The sequence below is a fragment of the Caballeronia sp. LZ016 genome (assembly GCF_031450805.1).
GTDB lineage: Bacteria > Pseudomonadota > Gammaproteobacteria > Burkholderiales > Burkholderiaceae > Caballeronia.
Genome location: NZ_JARTVY010000005.1, coordinates 522694 through 541592, shown reverse-complemented (window position 1 = coordinate 541592; position 18899 = coordinate 522694). Strand labels below are relative to the sequence as shown.

General features: G+C 65.6%; 15 protein-coding genes and 1 pseudogene. 12 read left to right on the top strand and 4 right to left on the bottom strand.

Translation table 11 applies throughout. From position 1 onward, the window contains the following. Nucleotides 1-14 precede the first annotated feature (14 nt). A complete protein-coding gene (locus tag P9220_RS26285) occupies nucleotides 15-911 on the top strand; it encodes an ATP-grasp fold amidoligase family protein (RefSeq protein WP_309768779.1) in 897 nt (298 codons plus the stop codon). On the opposite strand, the gene P9220_RS26280 is transcribed toward P9220_RS26285, so the two are convergent. Beyond that, nucleotides 912-1802 (bottom strand): LysR family transcriptional regulator, encoded by an 891-nt coding sequence (locus P9220_RS26280; RefSeq protein WP_309768778.1) that lies wholly within the window; start codon nucleotides 1800-1802, stop codon nucleotides 912-914. Between the two features lie 209 nt (nucleotides 1803-2011). Between P9220_RS26280 and P9220_RS26275 the strand changes: the two genes are divergently transcribed. The 6 genes from P9220_RS26275 (at nucleotide 2012) to P9220_RS26250 (ending at nucleotide 10199) form a co-directional block, all read left to right on the top strand. Then, nucleotides 2012-4057, top strand: a complete 2046-nt coding sequence (locus tag P9220_RS26275; protein WP_309768777.1) for a hydantoinase/oxoprolinase family protein — start codon at nucleotides 2012-2014, stop codon at nucleotides 4055-4057. Between the two features lie 3 nt (nucleotides 4058-4060). Then, entirely contained in the window at nucleotides 4061-5800 is a 1740-nt protein-coding gene (locus tag P9220_RS26270) for a hydantoinase B/oxoprolinase family protein (RefSeq protein WP_309768776.1), read from the top strand. Beyond that, nucleotides 5797-6966, top strand: coding sequence for a CoA transferase (locus tag P9220_RS26265; RefSeq protein WP_309768775.1), 1170 nt, complete (start codon nucleotides 5797-5799; stop codon nucleotides 6964-6966). Before P9220_RS26270 ends, P9220_RS26265 begins: the two co-directional genes overlap by 4 nt. Continuing rightward, the gene (locus tag P9220_RS26260) at nucleotides 6963-7778 is read left to right on the top strand and encodes an enoyl-CoA hydratase-related protein (protein WP_309768774.1); all 816 of its coding nucleotides are present in this window, start codon (nucleotides 6963-6965) and stop codon (nucleotides 7776-7778) included. The genes P9220_RS26265 and P9220_RS26260 overlap by 4 nt, the downstream gene beginning before the upstream one ends. Before the next feature lie 95 nt (nucleotides 7779-7873). Continuing rightward, entirely contained in the window at nucleotides 7874-9235 is a 1362-nt protein-coding gene (locus P9220_RS26255) for an MFS transporter (RefSeq protein WP_309768773.1), read from the top strand. 13 nt (nucleotides 9236-9248) lie between these two features. Further along, entirely contained in the window at nucleotides 9249-10199 is a 951-nt protein-coding gene (locus P9220_RS26250; RefSeq protein ID WP_309768772.1) for a hydroxymethylglutaryl-CoA lyase, read from the top strand. Between the two features lie 448 nt (nucleotides 10200-10647). Here P9220_RS26250 and P9220_RS26245 read toward each other — a convergent pair whose 3' ends face one another. Next, nucleotides 10648-11379, bottom strand: coding sequence for an alpha/beta hydrolase (locus P9220_RS26245; RefSeq protein ID WP_309768771.1), 732 nt, complete (start codon nucleotides 11377-11379; stop codon nucleotides 10648-10650). A 113-nt stretch (nucleotides 11380-11492) separates the two neighbouring features. Between P9220_RS26245 and P9220_RS26240 the strand changes: the two genes are divergently transcribed. Continuing rightward, nucleotides 11493-12428, top strand: coding sequence for a LysR family transcriptional regulator (locus tag P9220_RS26240; RefSeq protein WP_309768770.1), 936 nt, complete (start codon nucleotides 11493-11495; stop codon nucleotides 12426-12428). A gap of 80 nt (nucleotides 12429-12508) precedes the next feature. Beyond that, entirely contained in the window at nucleotides 12509-13717 is a 1209-nt protein-coding gene (locus P9220_RS26235; protein WP_309768769.1) for a YbfB/YjiJ family MFS transporter, read from the top strand. A 1-nt stretch (nucleotide 13718) separates the two neighbouring features. Here the strand turns inward: P9220_RS26235 and P9220_RS26230 are convergent, their stop codons facing one another. Continuing rightward, nucleotides 13719-14675: a sulfonate ABC transporter substrate-binding protein gene (locus tag P9220_RS26230; RefSeq protein ID WP_309768768.1), complete on the bottom strand. Its 957-nt coding sequence runs from the start codon at nucleotides 14673-14675 to the stop codon at nucleotides 13719-13721. Nucleotides 14676-14980: 305 nt separating this feature from the next. Here P9220_RS26230 and ssuD point away from each other — a divergent pair, with 305 nt between their 5' ends. The 3 genes and pseudogenes from ssuD to P9220_RS26215 all read left to right on the top strand — a co-directional run. Next, nucleotides 14981-16144, top strand: coding sequence for an FMNH2-dependent alkanesulfonate monooxygenase (ssuD, locus tag P9220_RS26225; RefSeq protein ID WP_309768767.1), 1164 nt, complete (start codon nucleotides 14981-14983; stop codon nucleotides 16142-16144). Between the two features lie 36 nt (nucleotides 16145-16180). Then, a complete protein-coding gene (gene ssuC / locus P9220_RS26220; protein WP_309768766.1) occupies nucleotides 16181-17023 on the top strand; it encodes an aliphatic sulfonate ABC transporter permease SsuC in 843 nt (280 codons plus the stop codon). Further along, nucleotides 17020-17808 (top strand): annotated as a pseudogene (locus P9220_RS26215) (ATP-binding cassette domain-containing protein); the annotation flags it as partial. The gene ssuC and the pseudogene P9220_RS26215, both read left to right, overlap by 4 nt. A gap of 39 nt (nucleotides 17809-17847) precedes the next feature. Here the strand turns inward: P9220_RS26215 and P9220_RS26210 are convergent. Continuing rightward, nucleotides 17848-18837, bottom strand: coding sequence for an aliphatic sulfonate ABC transporter substrate-binding protein (locus tag P9220_RS26210; RefSeq protein ID WP_309768764.1), 990 nt, complete (start codon nucleotides 18835-18837; stop codon nucleotides 17848-17850). Between the last annotated feature and the right edge of the window lie 62 nt (nucleotides 18838-18899).

Sequence of the window (18899 nt, the reverse complement as noted above, 5' to 3'; positions counted from 1 at the left end):
CGGAGAATACCCGGATGTCGCTTTCGAAACGGCTCTTTGACAGCGCAAAGGTGTGGTTGCCGGACGATGTGTTCCTGAGCTTCGTTCATCGCAGGCGCATTGGGCGATTCCCGAACTTGCGGCGTCCCCTTACGTTCAACGAGCAAATTCTGCGGCGCTGTCTGCACCCCGATCCGCGCTATGTCGACTTGAGCGACAAGCTCGCGGTGCGCGACTACATCGCACGCAAGATCGGCCCGCAATATCTGATTCCACTGCTCGCGGCGCCCTCCGTCTTCACGAAAACCGTCTTCGACGAACTGCCGAACGCCTTCGTTATGAAAGCCAATCACGGCAGCGGTTTCGTGAAAGTGGTCCGCGACAAGTCGACGACCTCGTTCGAAGAACTCTCGCAGCTCGCGCAATCGTGGCTGTCGACGGACTTCTACCGCATCGCGCGCGAGCGGCACTATCGGGCGATCAAGCCGCGCATCTTCTTCGAAGAACTGCTGCTCGACGACACCGGCACCGTGCCGCCCGACCTCAAGTTCCACGTCTTCAACGAGAAGTCCGGCAAGCAGACGATCTTCATCCTCGTGATCTCCGACCGCTTCGGCGAAACGCCGCACGGCGACACGTTCGATGCGAACTGGAATCTGCAGAACATCCGCTTCGGTCATTACAAGCCGAGCGACAAGCCCGTGCCGCGACCCGCGAACCTCGATGCGTTGCTGAAGACCGCCGGTGAACTCGCCAGAGACTTCGAGTACGTGCGCGTCGATCTCTACTCGCTGCGAGAGCAGATTTATTTCGGCGAGCTAACGTTCACTCCGGGCGCGGGTGTGTTGCGCATGTCGCCGGACAGCGTCGATTACGAATGGGGCCGCATGCTCGAAACGATACGCCAGCAGTGGGCCACCGAGAAAGCCTGATCACGCTTCGGCGTCCCGCCTGGCCACGCAGAGGTCGATGAACCGCTGCACCGGCTGCGGCAGCGTCGCGCCACGCCGGGTCGCGATGCCATACGGCGGGCCGCGCCGGTCGATCCTGATGGGCAGCACGGCGACGAGCCCGTGTTCCTCGAAGTAGCGCGCGACCTTCATCGGCACGAGACCGACCGTCCCGCTTCCCGAACGCAGCAGCGAGAGCGTCGCGAACGTCGATGACGTTTCGATCGCATAGCGCGGAAACGGCAGCTGCCTGTCGTCGAAGAGCTGTTCGAGCAGCGAGCGCATTGGCAGCGCGGCCTGCGGCACGATCCACGGATTGCCGCTCAGGTCCGCAAGCTCGATGCTCTCCACCTTCGCCAGCGGGTCCGCGCCGTCCACGACAAAGCACACCTCCTCCGCTTCGAGCGGCACGAAGTCGTAAGCATCCGGATGCACGCTGGTGCTGGGCCTGCCGATAACCAGATCGAGCAGGCGCTGATCGAGCATCGACAGCAGCCGCGCGCTGTTGTCCTCCCACACTTCCACCGATATATCCGGCTGCACCTCGCGCAACGATTTCAGGATCGGCGTGAGCCATACGGGCATCGATCCCATCACCGCGCCGATCGCGAGCGTCCCGCCGCCACCGCGCATGATCGCCGCGAGTTCGTCGCGCAATGCGCCGATCTCCGATCGCACGGCACGCGCATGGCGAATCACGCAGCGCCCGAGCTCATTCGCGACGATGCCGCGCGGCGAACGCGCGAACAGTTCCGCGCCGAACATCGCTTCGATCTCGCGCAGGGATTTCGTCGTCGCGGGCTGGGAGAGCGAGACCTGTTGCGCGGCACGGCGAAGGGAGCCGTGGTCGTCGAGCGCGATCAACAGCGCCACGTGGTTCCCGCGCAAGCGCCGCAGGATCGCGTCGATACTGGTTATCACCGATATAACCCCACTGATTCACCTGATCGGAACGTTTCATTATCTGGCCCGGCCCCGTCCTCTCTACACTGATTCCGTCGATGCCCGATGCCTTTGGTGCGGCAGATCATAGCCGCAACGCGCATGGCGCTCAAACACACAACGAACATGGAGAGACGCAATTGAAACGAATCGGTATCGATGTCGGCGGCACGTTCACCGACGTCGTCATGGTGGATGACGAAACGGGCCGCATCTGGTCGACCAAGGTTCCGACGACGCCGAAGGATCGCGTTATCGGCACCGTGGAAGGCTTTCGCAAGATTCTCGAGCTGTCGGGAGCCGCGAGCACGGACGTGTCCTTCCTCGGGCACGGCACGACGATGGCGACCAACATGGTCGTCGAAGGCACCGGCGCGAAAACCGCACTCGTCACGACGCACGGCTTTCGCGACATCCTCGAACTGCGCCGTGTTTCGCGCCACGACCGCGCCGATCTCTACGATCTGCTGTTCGATAACCCGCGTCCGCTCGTCGAGCGCCGCTGGCGGCTCGAAGTGACCGAGCGCATGCGTTACGACGGCACCGTCGCGACGCCGCTCGATCACGCCGAACTCGAACGCATCGCCGCGCAGATCCGCGAATCGGATGTCGAAGCCGTCGCCGTGTGTCTCCTGCACGCGCATGTGAATCCGCAGCACGAACGCGAAGCCGTCGATGCGCTTCGCCGCCTGCTGCCGGACCGCTTCATCTGCGCATCGCACGAAGTCAATCCCGAAGCGATGGAGTACGAACGCGCCAGCTCCACCGTCATCAACGCGATGCTCGGGCCGGTCTGCGGCCGCTATATCGGCCGGCTCATCAATGCGCTCGCGCAACTGGGCTTCGCGGGCAAGTTCCTGTTCATGCAGTCCAACGGCGGCCTCGCGAGCCCGGCGATGGTCGCGGACCGCCCCATCGTCCTGCTCGAATCGGGACCGGCGGGCGGCGTATCGGCGGCGATCCGCAACTGCGAGAAGAGCGAGCTGAAAAACGCGATTCTCGGCGACATGGGCGGCACCACGTTCGATGTCTCGCTGATCCGCGATTTCCGCCCCGAACTGCGCAACAAGAGCGTGCTGCACACCTACACGGTGCGCTCGCCGAGCATCGATATCGATTCGGTCGGCGCAGGCGGCGGCTCCATCGTGTGGATCGATGCGGGCGGCGGCGTGCGTATCGGACCGGAAAGCGCGGCAGCCGATCCCGGCCCCGCCTGCTATGGACGCGGCGGTACGCGCCCGACCGTCACCGACTGCAATCTCGTGCTCGGCTATATCGATCCCGACAGCTTCCTCGGCGGCGAATTCAAGCTGGATGCAAAGGCCGCGTGGCGTGTCGTCGATGAAGTGATCGCCAGGCCGCTGGGTCTCTCGGTGCCGGAAGCGGCGCAAGTGGTGCGCTCCGTCGCGAACGCGCTGATGGCGCAGGCCATCCGCATCATGACGGTCGAGCGCGGCTACGATCCGCGCGAATTCAGCTACATCTGCTACGGCGGCGCGGGCCCGGTGCACGCGGTCGATCTCGCGCAGGAAATGGGGATTCGCCGCGTCGTGATTCCGCCGCTGCCGGGACTCTTCAGCGCGTTCGGCATGACCGTCGCCGATCAGCAATACGACTATCAGCGTCCGCTCGAAAGCGATCTCGCGAAGATCGACGACGCCACATTGAGCGGCGCGCTCGACGATCTGCGCGCACAGGGCATGGAAGAGCTGCAGCGGCATGGCGTCGATGCACAGGGCGTAAAGGCGGTGCGTCTCGCCGATTGCCGCTACGCCGGCCAGCCCGATGTGATCACCGTCGAAGTGCCGGACGACACGCAAGGCGTCTGCGATGCGCTCGCGGCGAACTTCGAGGCGGCGCATCTGCGGCAGTGGAACTTCGTGAGCAAGGACAAGCCGATCGTCGTCGCGAACGTGCGGCTGCAACTCGTCACGTCGACCGGCTGGCGCGGCAGCGCGGCGCAGAAGAACGGCGGCGCGACGCCCGCGCCGACGCGCACCCGCGACGTGTACTTCGACGGCAACGTCCGCACGCTGCCCGTGTTCGCCCGCACCGAGATTCCGGTGGGCGCGAGCATCGAAGGGCCGGCCGTGATCGAAGAGCACAGCAGTTGCGCGGTGCTGAAGGCGTCGCACGTCGCGCGCGTCGATCGTGATCTCAACCTCGTCATCGAACTGGCAGCCTGATTCATGGACATCGTTACCTACGAAATCATCCGCAGCAGTCTCTTCGCCGTTGCGCGCGAAATGAAAATCGCGATGATGCGCACCGCGGGCAGCCCGCTGATGCACGCAAGCGGCGACTCGTCAGCCGCGATCTTCGACGCCGATATGCAACTCGTCGCCCAGGGCAACGACATCCCGACGATGCTCGGCTCGGCCGTCATCTCGACGCGCGTCTCGGTGGAAGCCGTGGGCCGCGAGAACCTGCGGCCCGGCGATGTGATCGTCAGCAACGACGCGTATGTCGGCGGCGGCAATCACCAGCCGGACGTGCAGTTCACGCGCCCCGTGTTCGCCGGCGGCAAGATCGTCGCGTTCGTGATGACGCGCGGGCACTGGACGGATATCGGCGGGCAATCGCCCGGCAGCTACACCGTCACGACGTGGGATATCTTCGCGGAAGGCATCCGCATTCCGCCGGTCCTGCTGTATCGCAACGACGAGCCGGTGAAGGACATGCTGAACCTGCTCACGAAGAACAGCCGCAACGCGCACGAACTGCGGCTCGACATCCAGGCGCAATACGCGGGCACCTTCGTCGGCGACAGGCGTATCGGCGAACTCGTCGCGAAGTACGGCGCGGATGCGCTCGCCGAAGTGATGAGCCAGAGCCTCGACCATTCCGAGAAGCTGATTCGCGCGGAAATCGCGCGCATTCCGGACGGCGTCTACGAAGCGGAAGAGTATCTCGATCCGATCGAAGCGCCGGGCTGGAAGCAGGAGCGTCCGCTTCTGAAAGTGAAGGTGACGGTCGAAGGCGATCACATCACGTTCGATTACACCGGCACCGGCGCGCAAGTGCGCGGCGGCATCAACTGCCCGCTTTCCGTCACCTGCAACAGCACGTGGTTCACCGTGAAGGCGCTGACCGATCCGGCAATCCAGATCAACCAGGGCTGCTATCGCCCCGTGACGATCATCGCGCCCGAAGGCAGCGTGCTCAACTGCCAGTACCCGGCGTCGGTGGTGTCGGGCAATACGGAGACTTCGCCGCGCGTGATCGATCTCTTGCTGAAAGCCCTCGCGCCCGCAGTGCCGGAACGCATCACCGGCCAAAGCAATTGCGCGTCGTGCGCGGGGATTTTCAGCGGCCGCGATACGGACCCGGCGCGCGTCGCCGAAACGGGCCAGGCGTTCGTCACGATGCACGACGTCCACGCGGGCGGCATGGGCGCGCGCGCCGAGAAGGACGGCGTGAGCGGCGTGCGCGTGTATGTGGGCAATGCGGGTAGCCAGTCCATCGAAATGATCGAAGCGACGTCGCCGCTCGTCGTCGAGGAATGGTCGCTCGTCACCGACAGCGGCGGCGCGGGACGCCGGCGCGGCGGGCTGACGTCGCGGCGTGTGTATCGCGTCGAATACGACGAAGCGACGTTCACGGTATCCGGCGAGCGCGGACGCTCGGCGCCCGAAGGCCACTTCGGCGGATTGCCCGGCACGCGCTTTCAGTGCACGGTGCAGCGTGCCGACGGCAGCGAGCAGAAAGTCGCGGCGAAGGGCGGCCAGACGGTGGTGTATCGCGGCGATCGCGTGACCGTGCAGCCCGCAGGCAGCGGCGGATACGGCGATCCCGCCACGCGCGAACGGGATCGCGTCGCCGCCGATGTCGCCGATGGCTACATCAGCGAGGACGCCGCGCAGCGCTTCTACGGCTACGGCCAGAGCGTCACGCACGAAGAGCCCGCGCTCGCGGTGGCCGCCGAATGAACGCGCACGACGATAGCTCCTCGCGGCTGCCGCTCGAAGGCGTGTGCGTGGTCGAGATCGGCCACAGCCTCGCCGCGCCCTACGCGGGCATGATCCTCGGCTCGCTGGGCGCGTCGGTCATCAAGATCGAGAGCGCGGACGGCGGCGACTATGCCCGCGACTGGGGCCCGCCCTTCATCGACGGCGCGGCGGCGCTCTTTCATGCGGTCAATCACGGCAAATCGAGCATCGCGATGTCGCTGTCGAATCCGGATGAAGCCGATGCGCTGCGCGAACTCATCCGCAGCCGCGCCGATGTGGTGCTGCAGAATCTGAAGGCGGGCGGCACCGAGAAGTACGGCCTCGGCGCGGACGACATGCGGCGCTCGAAGCCGTCGCTCGTGTACTGCAATCTCGGCGCGTTCGGCACGTCGGGACCGTTGCGCGACAAGCCCGGCTACGATCCGCTCGTGCAGGCGCTCTCGGGCCTCATGAGCTTTCTCGGGCAGCCGGGCGAACCGCCGAGCCGCATCCCCGTATCCGTCAACGACATGGGCACGGGGCTATGGGCCGCGATCGGCGTGCTGGCCGCGCTGTTCCGGCGGCAGCAGACGGGCGAGGGCGAAGTCGTCTCGGTCTCGCTGTACGAGACGGCGATCAGCTGGGCGGGCATCCAGATCGCTGACTATCTTGCATCGGGCGTGCTGCCGGGACGCTGGGGCTCCGGCACGGCCGCGATCGTGCCGCATCAGGCGTTCGAATGCGCGGACGGCACGATCATGGTCGCAGCCGGCAACGACCGCCTGTTCCGCCGCCTATGCGACGTGCTCGCCGTCCCCGCGCTCGCCGCCGATGCGCGCTTCGCCACCAACGGCGCGCGCGTGCAGAACCGCGTCGAGCTGATCGACCTGTTGCACGCCCGGTTCCGCCAGGCGGGCGGCGCGCACTGGCTCGCCGCGCTCGATGCAGCCGGCATTCCGAGCGGCCCGCTTCAGACCATCGACCAGGTGGTCGCACACGAGCAGACGAAGGCGCTCGATCTCTTGCGCACCACCGACGACGGCGCGGCAACGGTCGTCGGCGTGCCGATTTCGTTCGGCGGCGCGCGGCCCGCGCATGTGGGCCGGACGCCGAAGCTCGGCGAACACAATCATCTGCTGGCCAAGACGCCACTGGAGACACCTTGAAACTGGCACAACAACTCGGCCACGTGCCGCTCGAAACGCTGCAGCTCGAAGAGATCGACCAGCATATCCTGGTCGTGACGCTCAACCGTCCGGCCGTATCGAATGCGATCAGCACGACGATGGGTCACGAGATCATCCGCGTGTTCGGCGCGCTGGAGGCCGATCCGTCGCTGTATCGCTGCGTCATCTTGACGGGCGCGGGCGATCGCGCGTTCTGCGGCGGCGCGGACCTGAAGCAGCGCGAAGGCATGACCGATGACGACTTCGGCGTGCAGCACTATCTCTTCGAACGCATGAACCGCGCGATCACGTATTGCCCGCTGCCGCTCATTTGCGCGGCGAACGGATCGGCGGTGGCGGGCGGACTCGAACTGCTGCTCGCCTGCGATTTCGCGTACGCCGCGAAAGACGCCGTATTCGGCTTCACCGAAGTCAAGCGCGGCATCATGCCGGGCGGCGGCGGCACGCAGCAGTTGCCGCGCACCATCGGCACGCGGCGCGCAAAGGAGCTGATCTTGCGGGGCGCGCGCTTCACCGCCGACGAGGCGCTCGCCTGGGGCGTCGTCAACCGGCTGTGCGAGCGCGGCCGCGTGCTCGCCGATGCGATCGAAGCCGCACGCGATATCTGCACGAGCGCGCCGCTTTCCGTCGCGCAGGCGAAGAAGGCCATCGATCTCGGCATTCAGGGCGATTTGCGCACGGGCCTCTACGTCGAAATCGAGGCGTATAACCGCCTGATCCCGACTGCCGACAGACAGGAAGGCATCAGCGCGTACAACGAAAAGCGGACGCCCGCGTTCAAGGGCCGCTGACCGCGGACGCAGGAACGCAGCATCGAGCAGGAAGCCAAGCACCGGCCGGCATCGACCGGCCGGCACGACACCCGGAATCACCGGAGGAGACAGACATGACCCCCAACCCTGGCAGTTTCGACGCGCCCGACGCGGAACGGACCTACGGCAAGATCACGCGCAGGCTGATCCCGTTTCTGTTCCTGTGCTACGTGTTCGCGTTTCTGGATCGCATCAACATCGGCATTGCGCAGCTCGACATGAAGCACGATGTCGGCTTCAGCGATCTCACCTATAGCATCGGCGCGGGCATCTTCTTCCTCGGTTACGTGCTGATGGAAGTGCCGAGCAACCTGCTGCTCGCGCGCATCGGCGTGAAGCGGACGTTCTCGCGCATCATGGTGCTGTGGGGATTGATCGCGGCGGGGACGGCCTTCGTCACGCTGCCGTCGCATCTCTATACCGTGCGGTTCTTTCTCGGGCTGGCCGAAGCGGGGCTGTATCCCGGCGTGATCTTCTATCTCACGCGCTGGTACCCGGTCGAACGCCGCGCGAAGGTCATCGCGATCTTCACGTGTGCGACGGGCATTGCCGGCCTCTTCGGCGGGCCGCTGTCCGGCGCGTTGATGACCTACTTCAACGGCTACGCCGGCTTGCACGGCTGGCAGTGGATGTTCATCGTCCAGGGCCTGCCGGCCAGCGTGCTCGGCGTGATGGCGTACTTCTATCTGCAGAACGGCCCGGAAGAAGCGAAGTGGCTCACGCAAGCCGAGAAGAACATCGTGCTGCGCGATATCCGCAAGACGTCGAGCGTCTCCGCGACGCACGCCGAGCACACGTTCGCCCGCGCGCTTCGCGATTACCGCGTCTATGTGATGGGCTTCGTCTGGTTCACGCAGATCGCAGGCGTGTTCGCCATCGGCTTCTGGCTGCCGACGCTCATCAAGAGCGCGGGCGTGACGAGTTCGCTTGCCATCGGCTGCTATTCGGCGATTCCGTACTTCGTGAGCTGGGTGGCGCTCGTCACGCTGAACCGCCATTCCGACCGCACGATGGAGCGCCGCTGGCACTGCGCGATCCCGATGGTCTGCGGCGCGGCGGGCCTCGTCATCGCGGCGTTCACGACCGGCAATCTGGCGCTGTCGCTCGTCGCGCTTTCGATTGCGACGGCGGGCATTCTCGCGCCGAATCCGCTGATCTGGGCAATCTCGACGGACTACATTCGCGGCAGCGGCGCGGCGGGCGGCGTCGCGATGATCAACTGCCTCGGCCTGCTCGGCGGCTTCGTGAGCCCGATGATCATCGGCTCGATCAAGACGATGACGAACAGCATGGTCGGCGGCCTGGGCGCGATTGCGCTCCTGATGGTGCTCGGCGCAATTGCGGCGGTGCGCTTCGCGCCTTCGACGTCGGCGGTGGCGGCGAAGGACGAAGGCCGTGCCGAGGGCGGCGCGACGGTCGCGGATGCGACGCTTTGAAAAGGGAATCGAGATGAATGATGCAGTGATTGGAACGCCCGCTGTCCGCGTGCGCGAAGTCGGCCTGCGCGATGGCCTGCAGATGGTCGGCACGATTCTCACGACGGAGCAGAAGCTCGAATGGTGCCGCCGCATGGTCGATGCGGGCGTGCGCGATATCGAGGTGACGTCGTTCGTGCCGCCGAAGGTCGTGCCGCAGTTCGCCGATGCGGCCGACGTGGCGCGCGGCGCGCTCGCGATCGACGGCCTGCACGCGGCGGCGCTCGTGCCGAACCTGAAGGGCGCGCAGCGTGCGTTCGATGTGGGCGTCGCGCAAGTGCACTACGTACTGTCGGCAAGCGACGCGCACAATCTCAAGAACGTGCGGCGCAGCACGGCGGAGTCGCTCGCGGACTTCGGGCGCATCGTCGCGGAGCGGGATGAGCGCGCGCCGCGCGTCGTGCTCGGCGCGGGCGTGGCGACGGCGTTCGGCTGCACCATCGCGGGCAAGGTCGAGCAGAGCATGGTGCTCGCGCTCGTCGACAAGCTGATCGAGGCGGGCGCGGACGAGATCACCGTCGCCGATACGGTCGGCTATGCGAATCCCGGGCAGGTGCGTGCGCTGATGAGCAAGGTGTGCGCGCTGGCCGGTCCGGTGCCGGTGGCGTGCCATTTTCACGACACGCGCGGTCTGGGGCTGGCGAACGTGCTCGCCGCGCTGGATGCGGGCGTGCGCGTGTTCGATTCGTCGCTCGGCGGTCTGGGCGGATGCCCGTTTGCCCCGAACGCCACGGGGAACATCAATACCGAGGATACGGTGTTCCTGCTGGAAGCCGAGGGCTTGAGGACGGGTATTGATCTGGACAAGCTGCTCGCGATGCGCGAGACGCTCGCGCAGTGGTTGCCCGGTGAACCGTTCACCGGAGCGATTGCGCGCGCGGGCGTGCCGAAGACGTTCCGGGGAAGGGAGGCGGTGGCGGCGTGAAGATGCTTCGGTGAAGCGCATTTCCCGAATCTGCCCGGTATCCGCTCGATTGCTGTGTTATCCGCTCACGTTCGAGCGGATGAACGAGCGGATGAACGAGCGGATAAATGACTGAAGTCACGCCAGCTTCGATCGTCGCGGCGCTTGAACGCTTCGCGAGTTCGGGCAGACCGAAGCCTCGTCTTCCGATATCGCGCGCGAGACGCAAGCAAGCGTCGCGACGGTCCGTCGATATCCTGAAGCGTTGAATGCGACCGGACGAGTCATACGCAGCGACAACGCTCGCGCCTCCCGCTACCCCGTGGCGGCCGCCCCGATGCTGCTTCCCGCCGACCGCCATTCACAATGGCGACCCGCCGCCGCGAACTCGGCCTGCCGCTCGCCGCTCGCGATCCCGTGAGCTGTCAGCTTCGTTTCGTCGAAGACTACGTACCGAACGAAAGCCGGCTCATGCCGCCAGCCTCTCCAGCACCGCCACGAGTAAATCCGGCGCGAGGATCATCGCATCGTGCCCGGTATCGATCGCTTCCCATTCCCAGCCGGGCAGCGCGCGAACCCGTTCCCGCACCGCTGCGAGCGTGTCATACGACGGGTTCGCGCTGTGCACGTACGTGCACGGCAAGCCATTGCCGAGCGGGTGCTTCAGATGCAAGGGCGTGCGATACGTCGCCACCGGATGCGGCGTCAGCCGCCGCCGCACCCAGTCCGCGAGCGGGTGATCGTCCGGGATGCCGGTGCCCGCGAGTCCGTTCACAGGCATCGCGAGGGTCTGGCCGCTTGCGTTGACCGAGTCCATGCGCTCTTTCACGACGTTTTGCGGCAGCACATCGAAAGCGGCCTGTCCGTTCTCGACGAGCAGGCTATCGAGAAAGACGAGCGAGCGAATCGCCTCCGGCCTGCGGTCCGCCACGCCCGACGCCACCAGGCCGCCGAAGCTGTGGCCGACGATCACGACATCGCTCAGTTCTTCGGATTCGATCAGATTCTCGATGTCCGCAATCGGCACATCGAGCGATGCCGCCGCGCCCACGAGATGACGCCGGTCGCCGAGACCCGTCAGCGAAGGCGCGAACACCCGATGCCCGCGCGCCACGAGCCGATCCGCGACGAAGCGCCAGCACCAGCCGCCATGCCATGCACCGTGGATCAGGATGAAAGTTCTCGCGTGCGTGGATGACATGCAGATCGTGCTCCGTGGATGCGCAAGGTGATGCATCGTACATCGCATCGGCGGATGCGTGCCACGCGCGGTTAGACTTGGCGCAACATTCAACCGGCGCGCGCAAATCATCCATGGATCGAATCGACGCGATGAAAGTGTTCATCGCCACCCTCGACGAAGGCAGTCTCGCGGGCGCGGGACGGCGGCTCGGCCGGTCGCCCGCCGCGGTGAGCCGCGCCATCGCCTTTCTCGAAGCGCATACAGGCACCGCGCTGCTTCATCGCACGACACGCACCATCAAGCTGAGCGAAGCCGGCGAACGGTACGCGTCCGCATGCAGGCGCATCCTGACCGACATCGAAGAAGCGGACCTGCTCGTCGCGCACGAACGCTCCGCGCCGCGCGGTCTCTTGACGATCACCGCGCCCGTCGCCGCCGGCGAAGCGCTGCTCGCGCCGATGCTCGACGACTTCCTCGCGCGCTTTCCCGCCGTGTCCGTGCGCCTACAACTGCTCGACCGGCCCGTGAGCCTGATCGACGAAGGCATCGATATCGCGCTGCGCATCGCGCATCTCGCGGACTCCACGCTCATCGCGATTCCCGTGGGCGACGTGCGGCGGGTCGTGACCGCGTCGCCTGGCTATCTCGCCGCCCATCCGCCGATCGATACGCCCGCCGATCTCGCGCAGCATCGCATCATCTCGATGACGCACTTCGGGCTCGATTCGTGGAGCTTTCCGGCATCGGGCGGCTCCGCGATTTCGCAAGTCGTGCAGTTCGCGCCGCGCATCATGGTCAATACGGTGCGCGCGGCGGTGGCGGCCGCCGTCGATGGCCAGGGCGTGACGCGGCTCTTTTCCTATCACGTCGCGAAGGAAGTGAAAGGCGACGCGCTGCGCATCGTGTTGCCGGACAGCGAGCACGCGCCGTTGCCCGTTCATCTGCTGACGCCGCAAGGGCGGCTCGCAGTGCCGAAAGTGCGCGCGTTCGTCGACTTCGCGACGCCGCGCCTGCGCCGCCAGTTCAGGCAATTGCGGATCGGCACGCGCGGCCGGTCGACCGCCTAGCGAAAGAGTCTCTTCCGTCTGCCGCCGATTCTCTCGCGAATCGCGCGAATATAAACTGCGTGCAACGGTACGGAGGCAGCATGCGATACGCAGTGTCGAATCAAACGGAGGGCGCGACGTTCCAGGTGTGGCGCGGCGTGCTGGCGGGCGCGAGCGCGAGTCTCGTCGGCATCGGGCTCGCGCGCTTCGCCTATACGCCGCTCTTGCCGGCCATCATCGGCGCGCACTGGTTCCCGGCATCGACGGCGGCTTATCTCGGCGCGGCCAATCTCGGCGGCTATCTGGTCGGCGCGCTGTCGGCGGGTGCGCTGGTGCGTCGTGCACGTCCGGCAACGGTGCTGCGCGCGATGATGCTGCTCGCGACCATTGCGTTCATCGCGTGCGCGTTTCCGGTCTCGTTCGCATGGTTCTTCGTGTGGCGGCTCGCGTCGGGCATCTCGGGCGGCGCGCTGATGGTGCTCGCCGCACCGACGATCCTCGCGCACGTCGCGCCATCGCGACGCGGGTTCGCGGGCGGCGCGATCTTCACCGGCGTAGGACTCGGCATCGCCGCATCGGGGACGATCGTGCCTCTCTTGCTGCGGCAGGGGCTTCAACAAACGTGGCTCGGGCTGGCGGCGGTGTCGCTGCTGCTGACGGTCATCGCGTGGAACGGATGGCCCGCGCACGATGCGCCGCCGTCGCAAGCCGGCGAACAACCGACAGCGAAAGCGCCGCCAGCCCCCGCGTTGCGCGCGCTCTTCGCGGAGTACGGGCTAAACGCGGTCGGCCTCGTGCCGCACATGATCTTTCTCGTCGATTACGTCGCGCGCGGGCTCGGCAAAGGTGTCGATGCCGGCGCGCAATACTGGGTGCTGTACGGGCTCGGCGCCATCGCAGGGCCGCTGTTGAGCGGTCATCTCGCGGACCGCGCAGGCTTCGGGCGTGCGCTACGGGTCGCGCTCGCGCTTCAGCTCGTCGCGGTCCTGCTGCCGGTCCTGGGATCGGGCGCGGCGCTGCTGACGGTATCGAGCGTCGTGGTCGGCGCATTCACGCCGGGCATCGTACCGCTCGTGCTCGGGCGCGTGAACGAACTCCTCGCGCATCATCCCGCTGCGCAAAAACGCGCATGGCGCACCGCGACGACGAGCTTCGCGGTGATGCAGGCCGCGTCCGCCTATGGCCTGTCGTTCCTGTTCTCGCGAAGCGGCGGCGATTACCGGCTGCTGTTCGCGATCGGCGCGGCGGCCCTCGGCGTGGCGTTCATCATCGACATTGCCGGTCGTGTCGCGGTGGCGCGGTCGAAGTGAATCAGGTCAGCGCGGCATCCTTCGTCACGATCTTGCGCGGGATGAGCTTCAGTTCGTAGAACGAATCCGCGATGCGCTGCTGCTGTTCGAGCACCGACGAATCGATAGGACGATACACATGCTCGTAATGCTCGAGCCCGGTCTTGATGATCGCGGCGTCGAGCCCCTGAATCGGCGCGAGTTGCGTGGCGGCTTCCGCCGGATTCTGCCTGACCCATTGCCCCTGCTTGCCGAGCGCCTCCATCGCGATGCCGATCACGTCCTTACGCTTCTGCGCGAACTCGCGCTGGCTCAGGAAGAACTGATGATGGCTCGCGACGCCGTCGGCATCCGCGATCAGGCGCGCATTGCTCTGCGCCTGCGCGGCGGCGAGGAACGGGTCCCAGATCGCCCACGCATCGATCGACCCGCGTTCGAGCGCGGCGCGCGCATCGGCGGGGGCGAGGAACACGGGCTGAATGTCGGTATAGGCGAGCCCGTGCTTGCGCAGCAACGCGACGATGAACCAGTGCACGTCCGATCCCTTGTTGAAGGCGATCTTCCTGGCCCTGAGATCGGCCACGCTCCTGATCGGCGAATCCTGCGCGACGATCACCCCTTCGGCGCGCGGCGTCGGAATCTCGTAGGCGGTATAGACGAAGTCCGCGCCCGCCGCTTGCGCGAAAACGGGCGGCGCTTCGCCGACATAGCCGAAGTCGATTGCGCCGACATTCAGCCCTTCCAGCAGTTGCGGCCCAGCGGGAAATTCCGTCCACGTCACTTTGACGCCCAGCGGCGCAAGCTGCTTCTCGAGGGTGCCATTCGCCTTGAGCAACACGAGCGTGCTCGCGGCCTTCTGATAACCGATTCTGAAGCGATCGTTCTCAAACTTCGCCCAGGACGGCGCGGCGATTCCGCCGAGTGTTCCGGCGAGCGCAGCCAAAATGATTCGGCGGCTTTTGAGTGTCGTGCGATTCATGGTGCAAAGCCTCCGGCATGTGAGTGACGAGACCGCCTGCATGCACGAGACGGCCCGGTTCGCCATGCTAGCGAAGCGGACATGCGCCGTGAAATCACGTTTGCAGATAAGCAAATCACCGTCATGTCGACATGCGCGCCGCTATCGCGGCCAAAGCACCAAAGCACCAAAGCAGAAAACCAAAGCTGAATTCCATTGTTCGCGGCGGCGGCCCGCGTCCTTAAACTGGCCTACTCGTCTTCGACGGCATCGCCCTCAATCGACGTCGACCCTCAACGCTCAACGAAGGAAAAGAGGAATAGCGCATGAATGTGTTCTGGTTCATTCCGACCCACGGTGACAGCCGCTATCTGGGCACGTCGAAAGGGGCGCGCGCCGCTGACCTCTCGTATTTTCAGCAGATCGCAGTCGCCGCCGATACGCTCGGCTATCAGGGCGTGCTGCTGCCTACGGGGCGCTCGTGCGAAGACGCATGGGTCGTCGCATCGAGCCTCATCGCGGCCACGAAGAAGCTCAAGTTTCTCGTCGCGATCCGTCCGGGGCTCTCGTCGCCCGGACTGTCCGCGCGCATGGCGTCCACGTTCGACCGGCTCTCGGGCGGACGTCTGCTCATCAACGTCGTGACCGGTGGCGACGCGGCCGAACTCGAAGGCGACGGCCTCTTCGTCGATCACGACACGCGTTACGAAATCACCGATGAATTCCTGCATATCTGGCGCAATCTGCTGAGCGCGTCGCATGCGAACGAAGCCATCGAATTCGAGGGCAAGCATCTGCAATCGAAGGGCGGCAAGGTGCTGTATCCGCCGGTGCAGGAGCCGCATCCGCCGCTGTGGTTCGGCGGTTCGTCGGCGGCGGCGCACGATATCGCCGCGACGCATATCGATACCTACCTCACCTGGGGCGAGCCGCCCGAAGCGGTGAGGAAGAAGCTCGACGATATCCGCGCCCGCGCAGAGGCGCAGGGCCGCAAGATTCGCTTCGGCATTCGTCTGCATGTGATCGTGCGCGAGACGGAAGAGGAAGCGTGGGCGGCGGCGGACAGCCTGATCAGCCATCTCGACGATGAAACGGTGGCACGCGCGCAAGCCGCCTTTGCGAAGATGGATTCCGAAGGCCAGCGCCGCATGGCGCAATTGCACGGCGGCAAGCGCGGCGGCCGGGAAACGCTCGAAATCTATCCGAATCTCTGGGCGGGCGTGGGCCTCGTGCGCGGCGGGGCAGGCACCGCATTAGTTGGCAATCCGGAACAAGTGGCGGCGCGCATGAGGGAGTATGCGGAACTCGGCATCGAGACCTTCATTCTTTCCGGCTATCCGCATCTGGAAGAGTCGTATCGGTTCGCCGAACTCGTATTCCCGCTGCTCGGCGAGCGCGGTGTCCGGGTCGGGCAGAAGTCCGGCCCGTTGTCGGGACCGTTCGGCGAAATCGTCGGCAACGGCTATCTGCCGAACGCGAGTCAGAGCTGATCATGCAACGACACTCTCATCGGAGGAACTAGCAGCATGGCCGATGCCCTCACCCAGGCGATACCCGCCGCGCCGCGAAACACACGCAACGGCGCGCTCATCTTCAGGCGCATCGGCGCGGCCATCGCGCCGTGGCTCGTGCCCATCGCGATTTTGCTGCTGTGGGAATATGCGGCGCGCGCCGGCGTGCTCTCGACGCGCGTGCTGCCCGAGCCGCTCGCTGTCGTCAAATCGGCGTGGACGCTCATTCAGTCGGGCGACATGTGGGCGAACGTAAAAGTCAGCGCGTGGCGCGCGTTGCTGGGGCTTGCGATCGGCGGCGGCGTCGGGCTCGTGCTCGGACTCTGGACCGGGCTCTTTCGTCCGTTCGAAGTCGCGCTCGATTCCACCGTGCAGATGATCCGCAACATTCCCGCGCTCGCGATGATTCCTCTCGTCATTCTGTGGTTCGGCATCGAAGAGGAAGCGAAGATTTTTCTCGTCGCGCTGGGCGTGTTCTTTCCGGTCTACGTCAATACGTTCCACGGCATCCGTTCCGTCGATGCCAACCTCGTCGAGATGGCGCGCAGCTATGGTGTGAAGGGCTTCGAGCTGTATCGCGATGTGATTCTGCCAGGCGCGTTGCCGTCGATTCTCGTCGGCGTGCGCTTTGCCCTCGGCCTCATGTGGGTGATGCTGATCGTAGCGGAGACCATCTCGGCGCAATCGGGCATCGGCTATATGACGATGAACGCGCGCGAGTTCCTGCAAACGGATGTGGTGGTCGTCGGCATTCTGCTTTATGCGGTGCTCGGCAAGCTCGCGGATGTGCTCGCGAAGGGCATCGAGCGCGTGGCGCTGCGCTGGCATCCGGCGTATCAACGAGGAGGAAAGGCATGAGCGCGACTGCGTCTGTGTCGTTGAGAGTGGACGAGCGATTCACCGTCGAGCGCACGCAGCCGCATGCGCGGTCGGCGCATGACGTCGCGGTGGAACTGCGCGGCGTCGAAAAGCGCTATGGCGATCGCACGGTGTTGTCGGCGCTCGACCTGTCGATCGAGCAGGGGAGCTTCGTGACGATCGTCGGACGCAGCGGATGCGGGAAGTCGACGCTGCTGCGCCTTATCGCCGACCTTGAAACGCCGAGCGGCGGCGCGCTGACGAAGCGCGCGAGCAACGGCGAAGCGCTAGATACGCGCATCATGTTCCAGGACGCGCGGCTGTTGCCGTGGAAGACGGTGCTGCAGAACGTGATGCTGGGCTTGAAGCGCGGCGCACGCGATCAGGCTCGCGCGGTGCTCGCCGAAGTCGGGCTGCTGGAACGCGAGAACGACTGGCCGTCGCAACTGTCGGGCGGGCAAAGGCAGCGCGTCGCGCTCGCGCGTGCGCTGGTGCATCGGCCGCAACTGCTATTGCTCGATGAACCGCTCGGCGCGCTCGACGCGCTCACGCGCATTGAAATGCATGCGCTGATCGAGCGGTTGTGGCGCGAGCACCGCTTCACCGCGCTGCTCGTGACGCATGACGTTCACGAAGCCGTCGTGCTGGGCGACCGCATTCTGTTGATCGAAGAAGGGCGTATCGCACTGGATCAGCCTGTGCCGCTTGCACGGCCGCGCAAGCAGGCGTCGGTGGAAGCGTCGGCGCTGGAAGAACGCGTGCTGCGCCGCATTCTGAAGCAAGCCTAAGCAAACGCGGGCCTCTGATGAAGGCCCGCAACGTCATCACACCGCGATCGGCTTGGCCTGCTTCGCGGCGAAGTCCCATACGAGCGAGTCCTTCGTGTCGATATGCGCGGGCAGCAAGCCGTTGCGATGGAACGTGTCCGCGATAGTCTGCTGTTCGCCGAAGTTCTGCGCCGTCACGGCGCGCACCAGATAGCTGCGGCGCGCATTTGCACGTTCGATGGTCGCGGCATCGAGACCCCACACCGGCGCAAGCGCATTCGCGGCATCCTGCTGATGCGCAAGCAGCCACTCGCCCGCGCTTTTCAGCTGATCGAACACCGTCTGGACGATCTGCGGATGCGCAGCGGCATACGTGCGTGATGCGAGGTAGTAACGCTGATACGAAGCGAGCCCCGCGCCATCGACGAGCACGCGCGCATCGCTCGTCTTTTCCACTGACGCGACATACGGGTCCCACGTGATCCATGCGTCGACGCTGTCGCGCTCGAATGCGGCGCGTCCGTCGGCGGGCGTGAGATAGGCGGTCTTGATGTCGGCGGGTTCGAGCTTCGCGCGTGCGAGTGCAGCGAAGAGGAGATAGTGACTGCCGGCGGCCTTGGTCACGGCAATGCGTTTGGCCCGGAGATCCGCGAGCGAACGGATAGGCCCGTCCTTCTTCACGATGATGGCCTGCGCGTGCGGCGACGGCGCTTCCTGCGCGACATAGACGAAGCTCGCGTGGGCGGCTTGCGCGAAGATCGGCACGGTGTCGGCGACATCGGCGCTGAAGTCGACGGCGTTCACGTTGAGCGCTTCGGTCAGCGGCAGACCGCTTGCGAATTCGTGCCACGATACGCGCACGTTCAGCGGCGCGAGCGCTTGCTCCAGCGAGCCGCGCGTCTTGAGCAGCGTGATGAGCGTCGATGACTTCTGATAGCCGATGCGCAGCACTTGCGGCGATGCCTGCGCGAATGCGAAGGAATGCGCGGCACCGAGCGTGGAAGCGAGCGCGAGGCGGGTGAAGGTGCGTCGGGTCATCGGCGCCATTGCGGTGTGTCCTTGTGTCGGATGCGAGGTCGCGGGATCGTCATCGTAGCAATGCGACGATC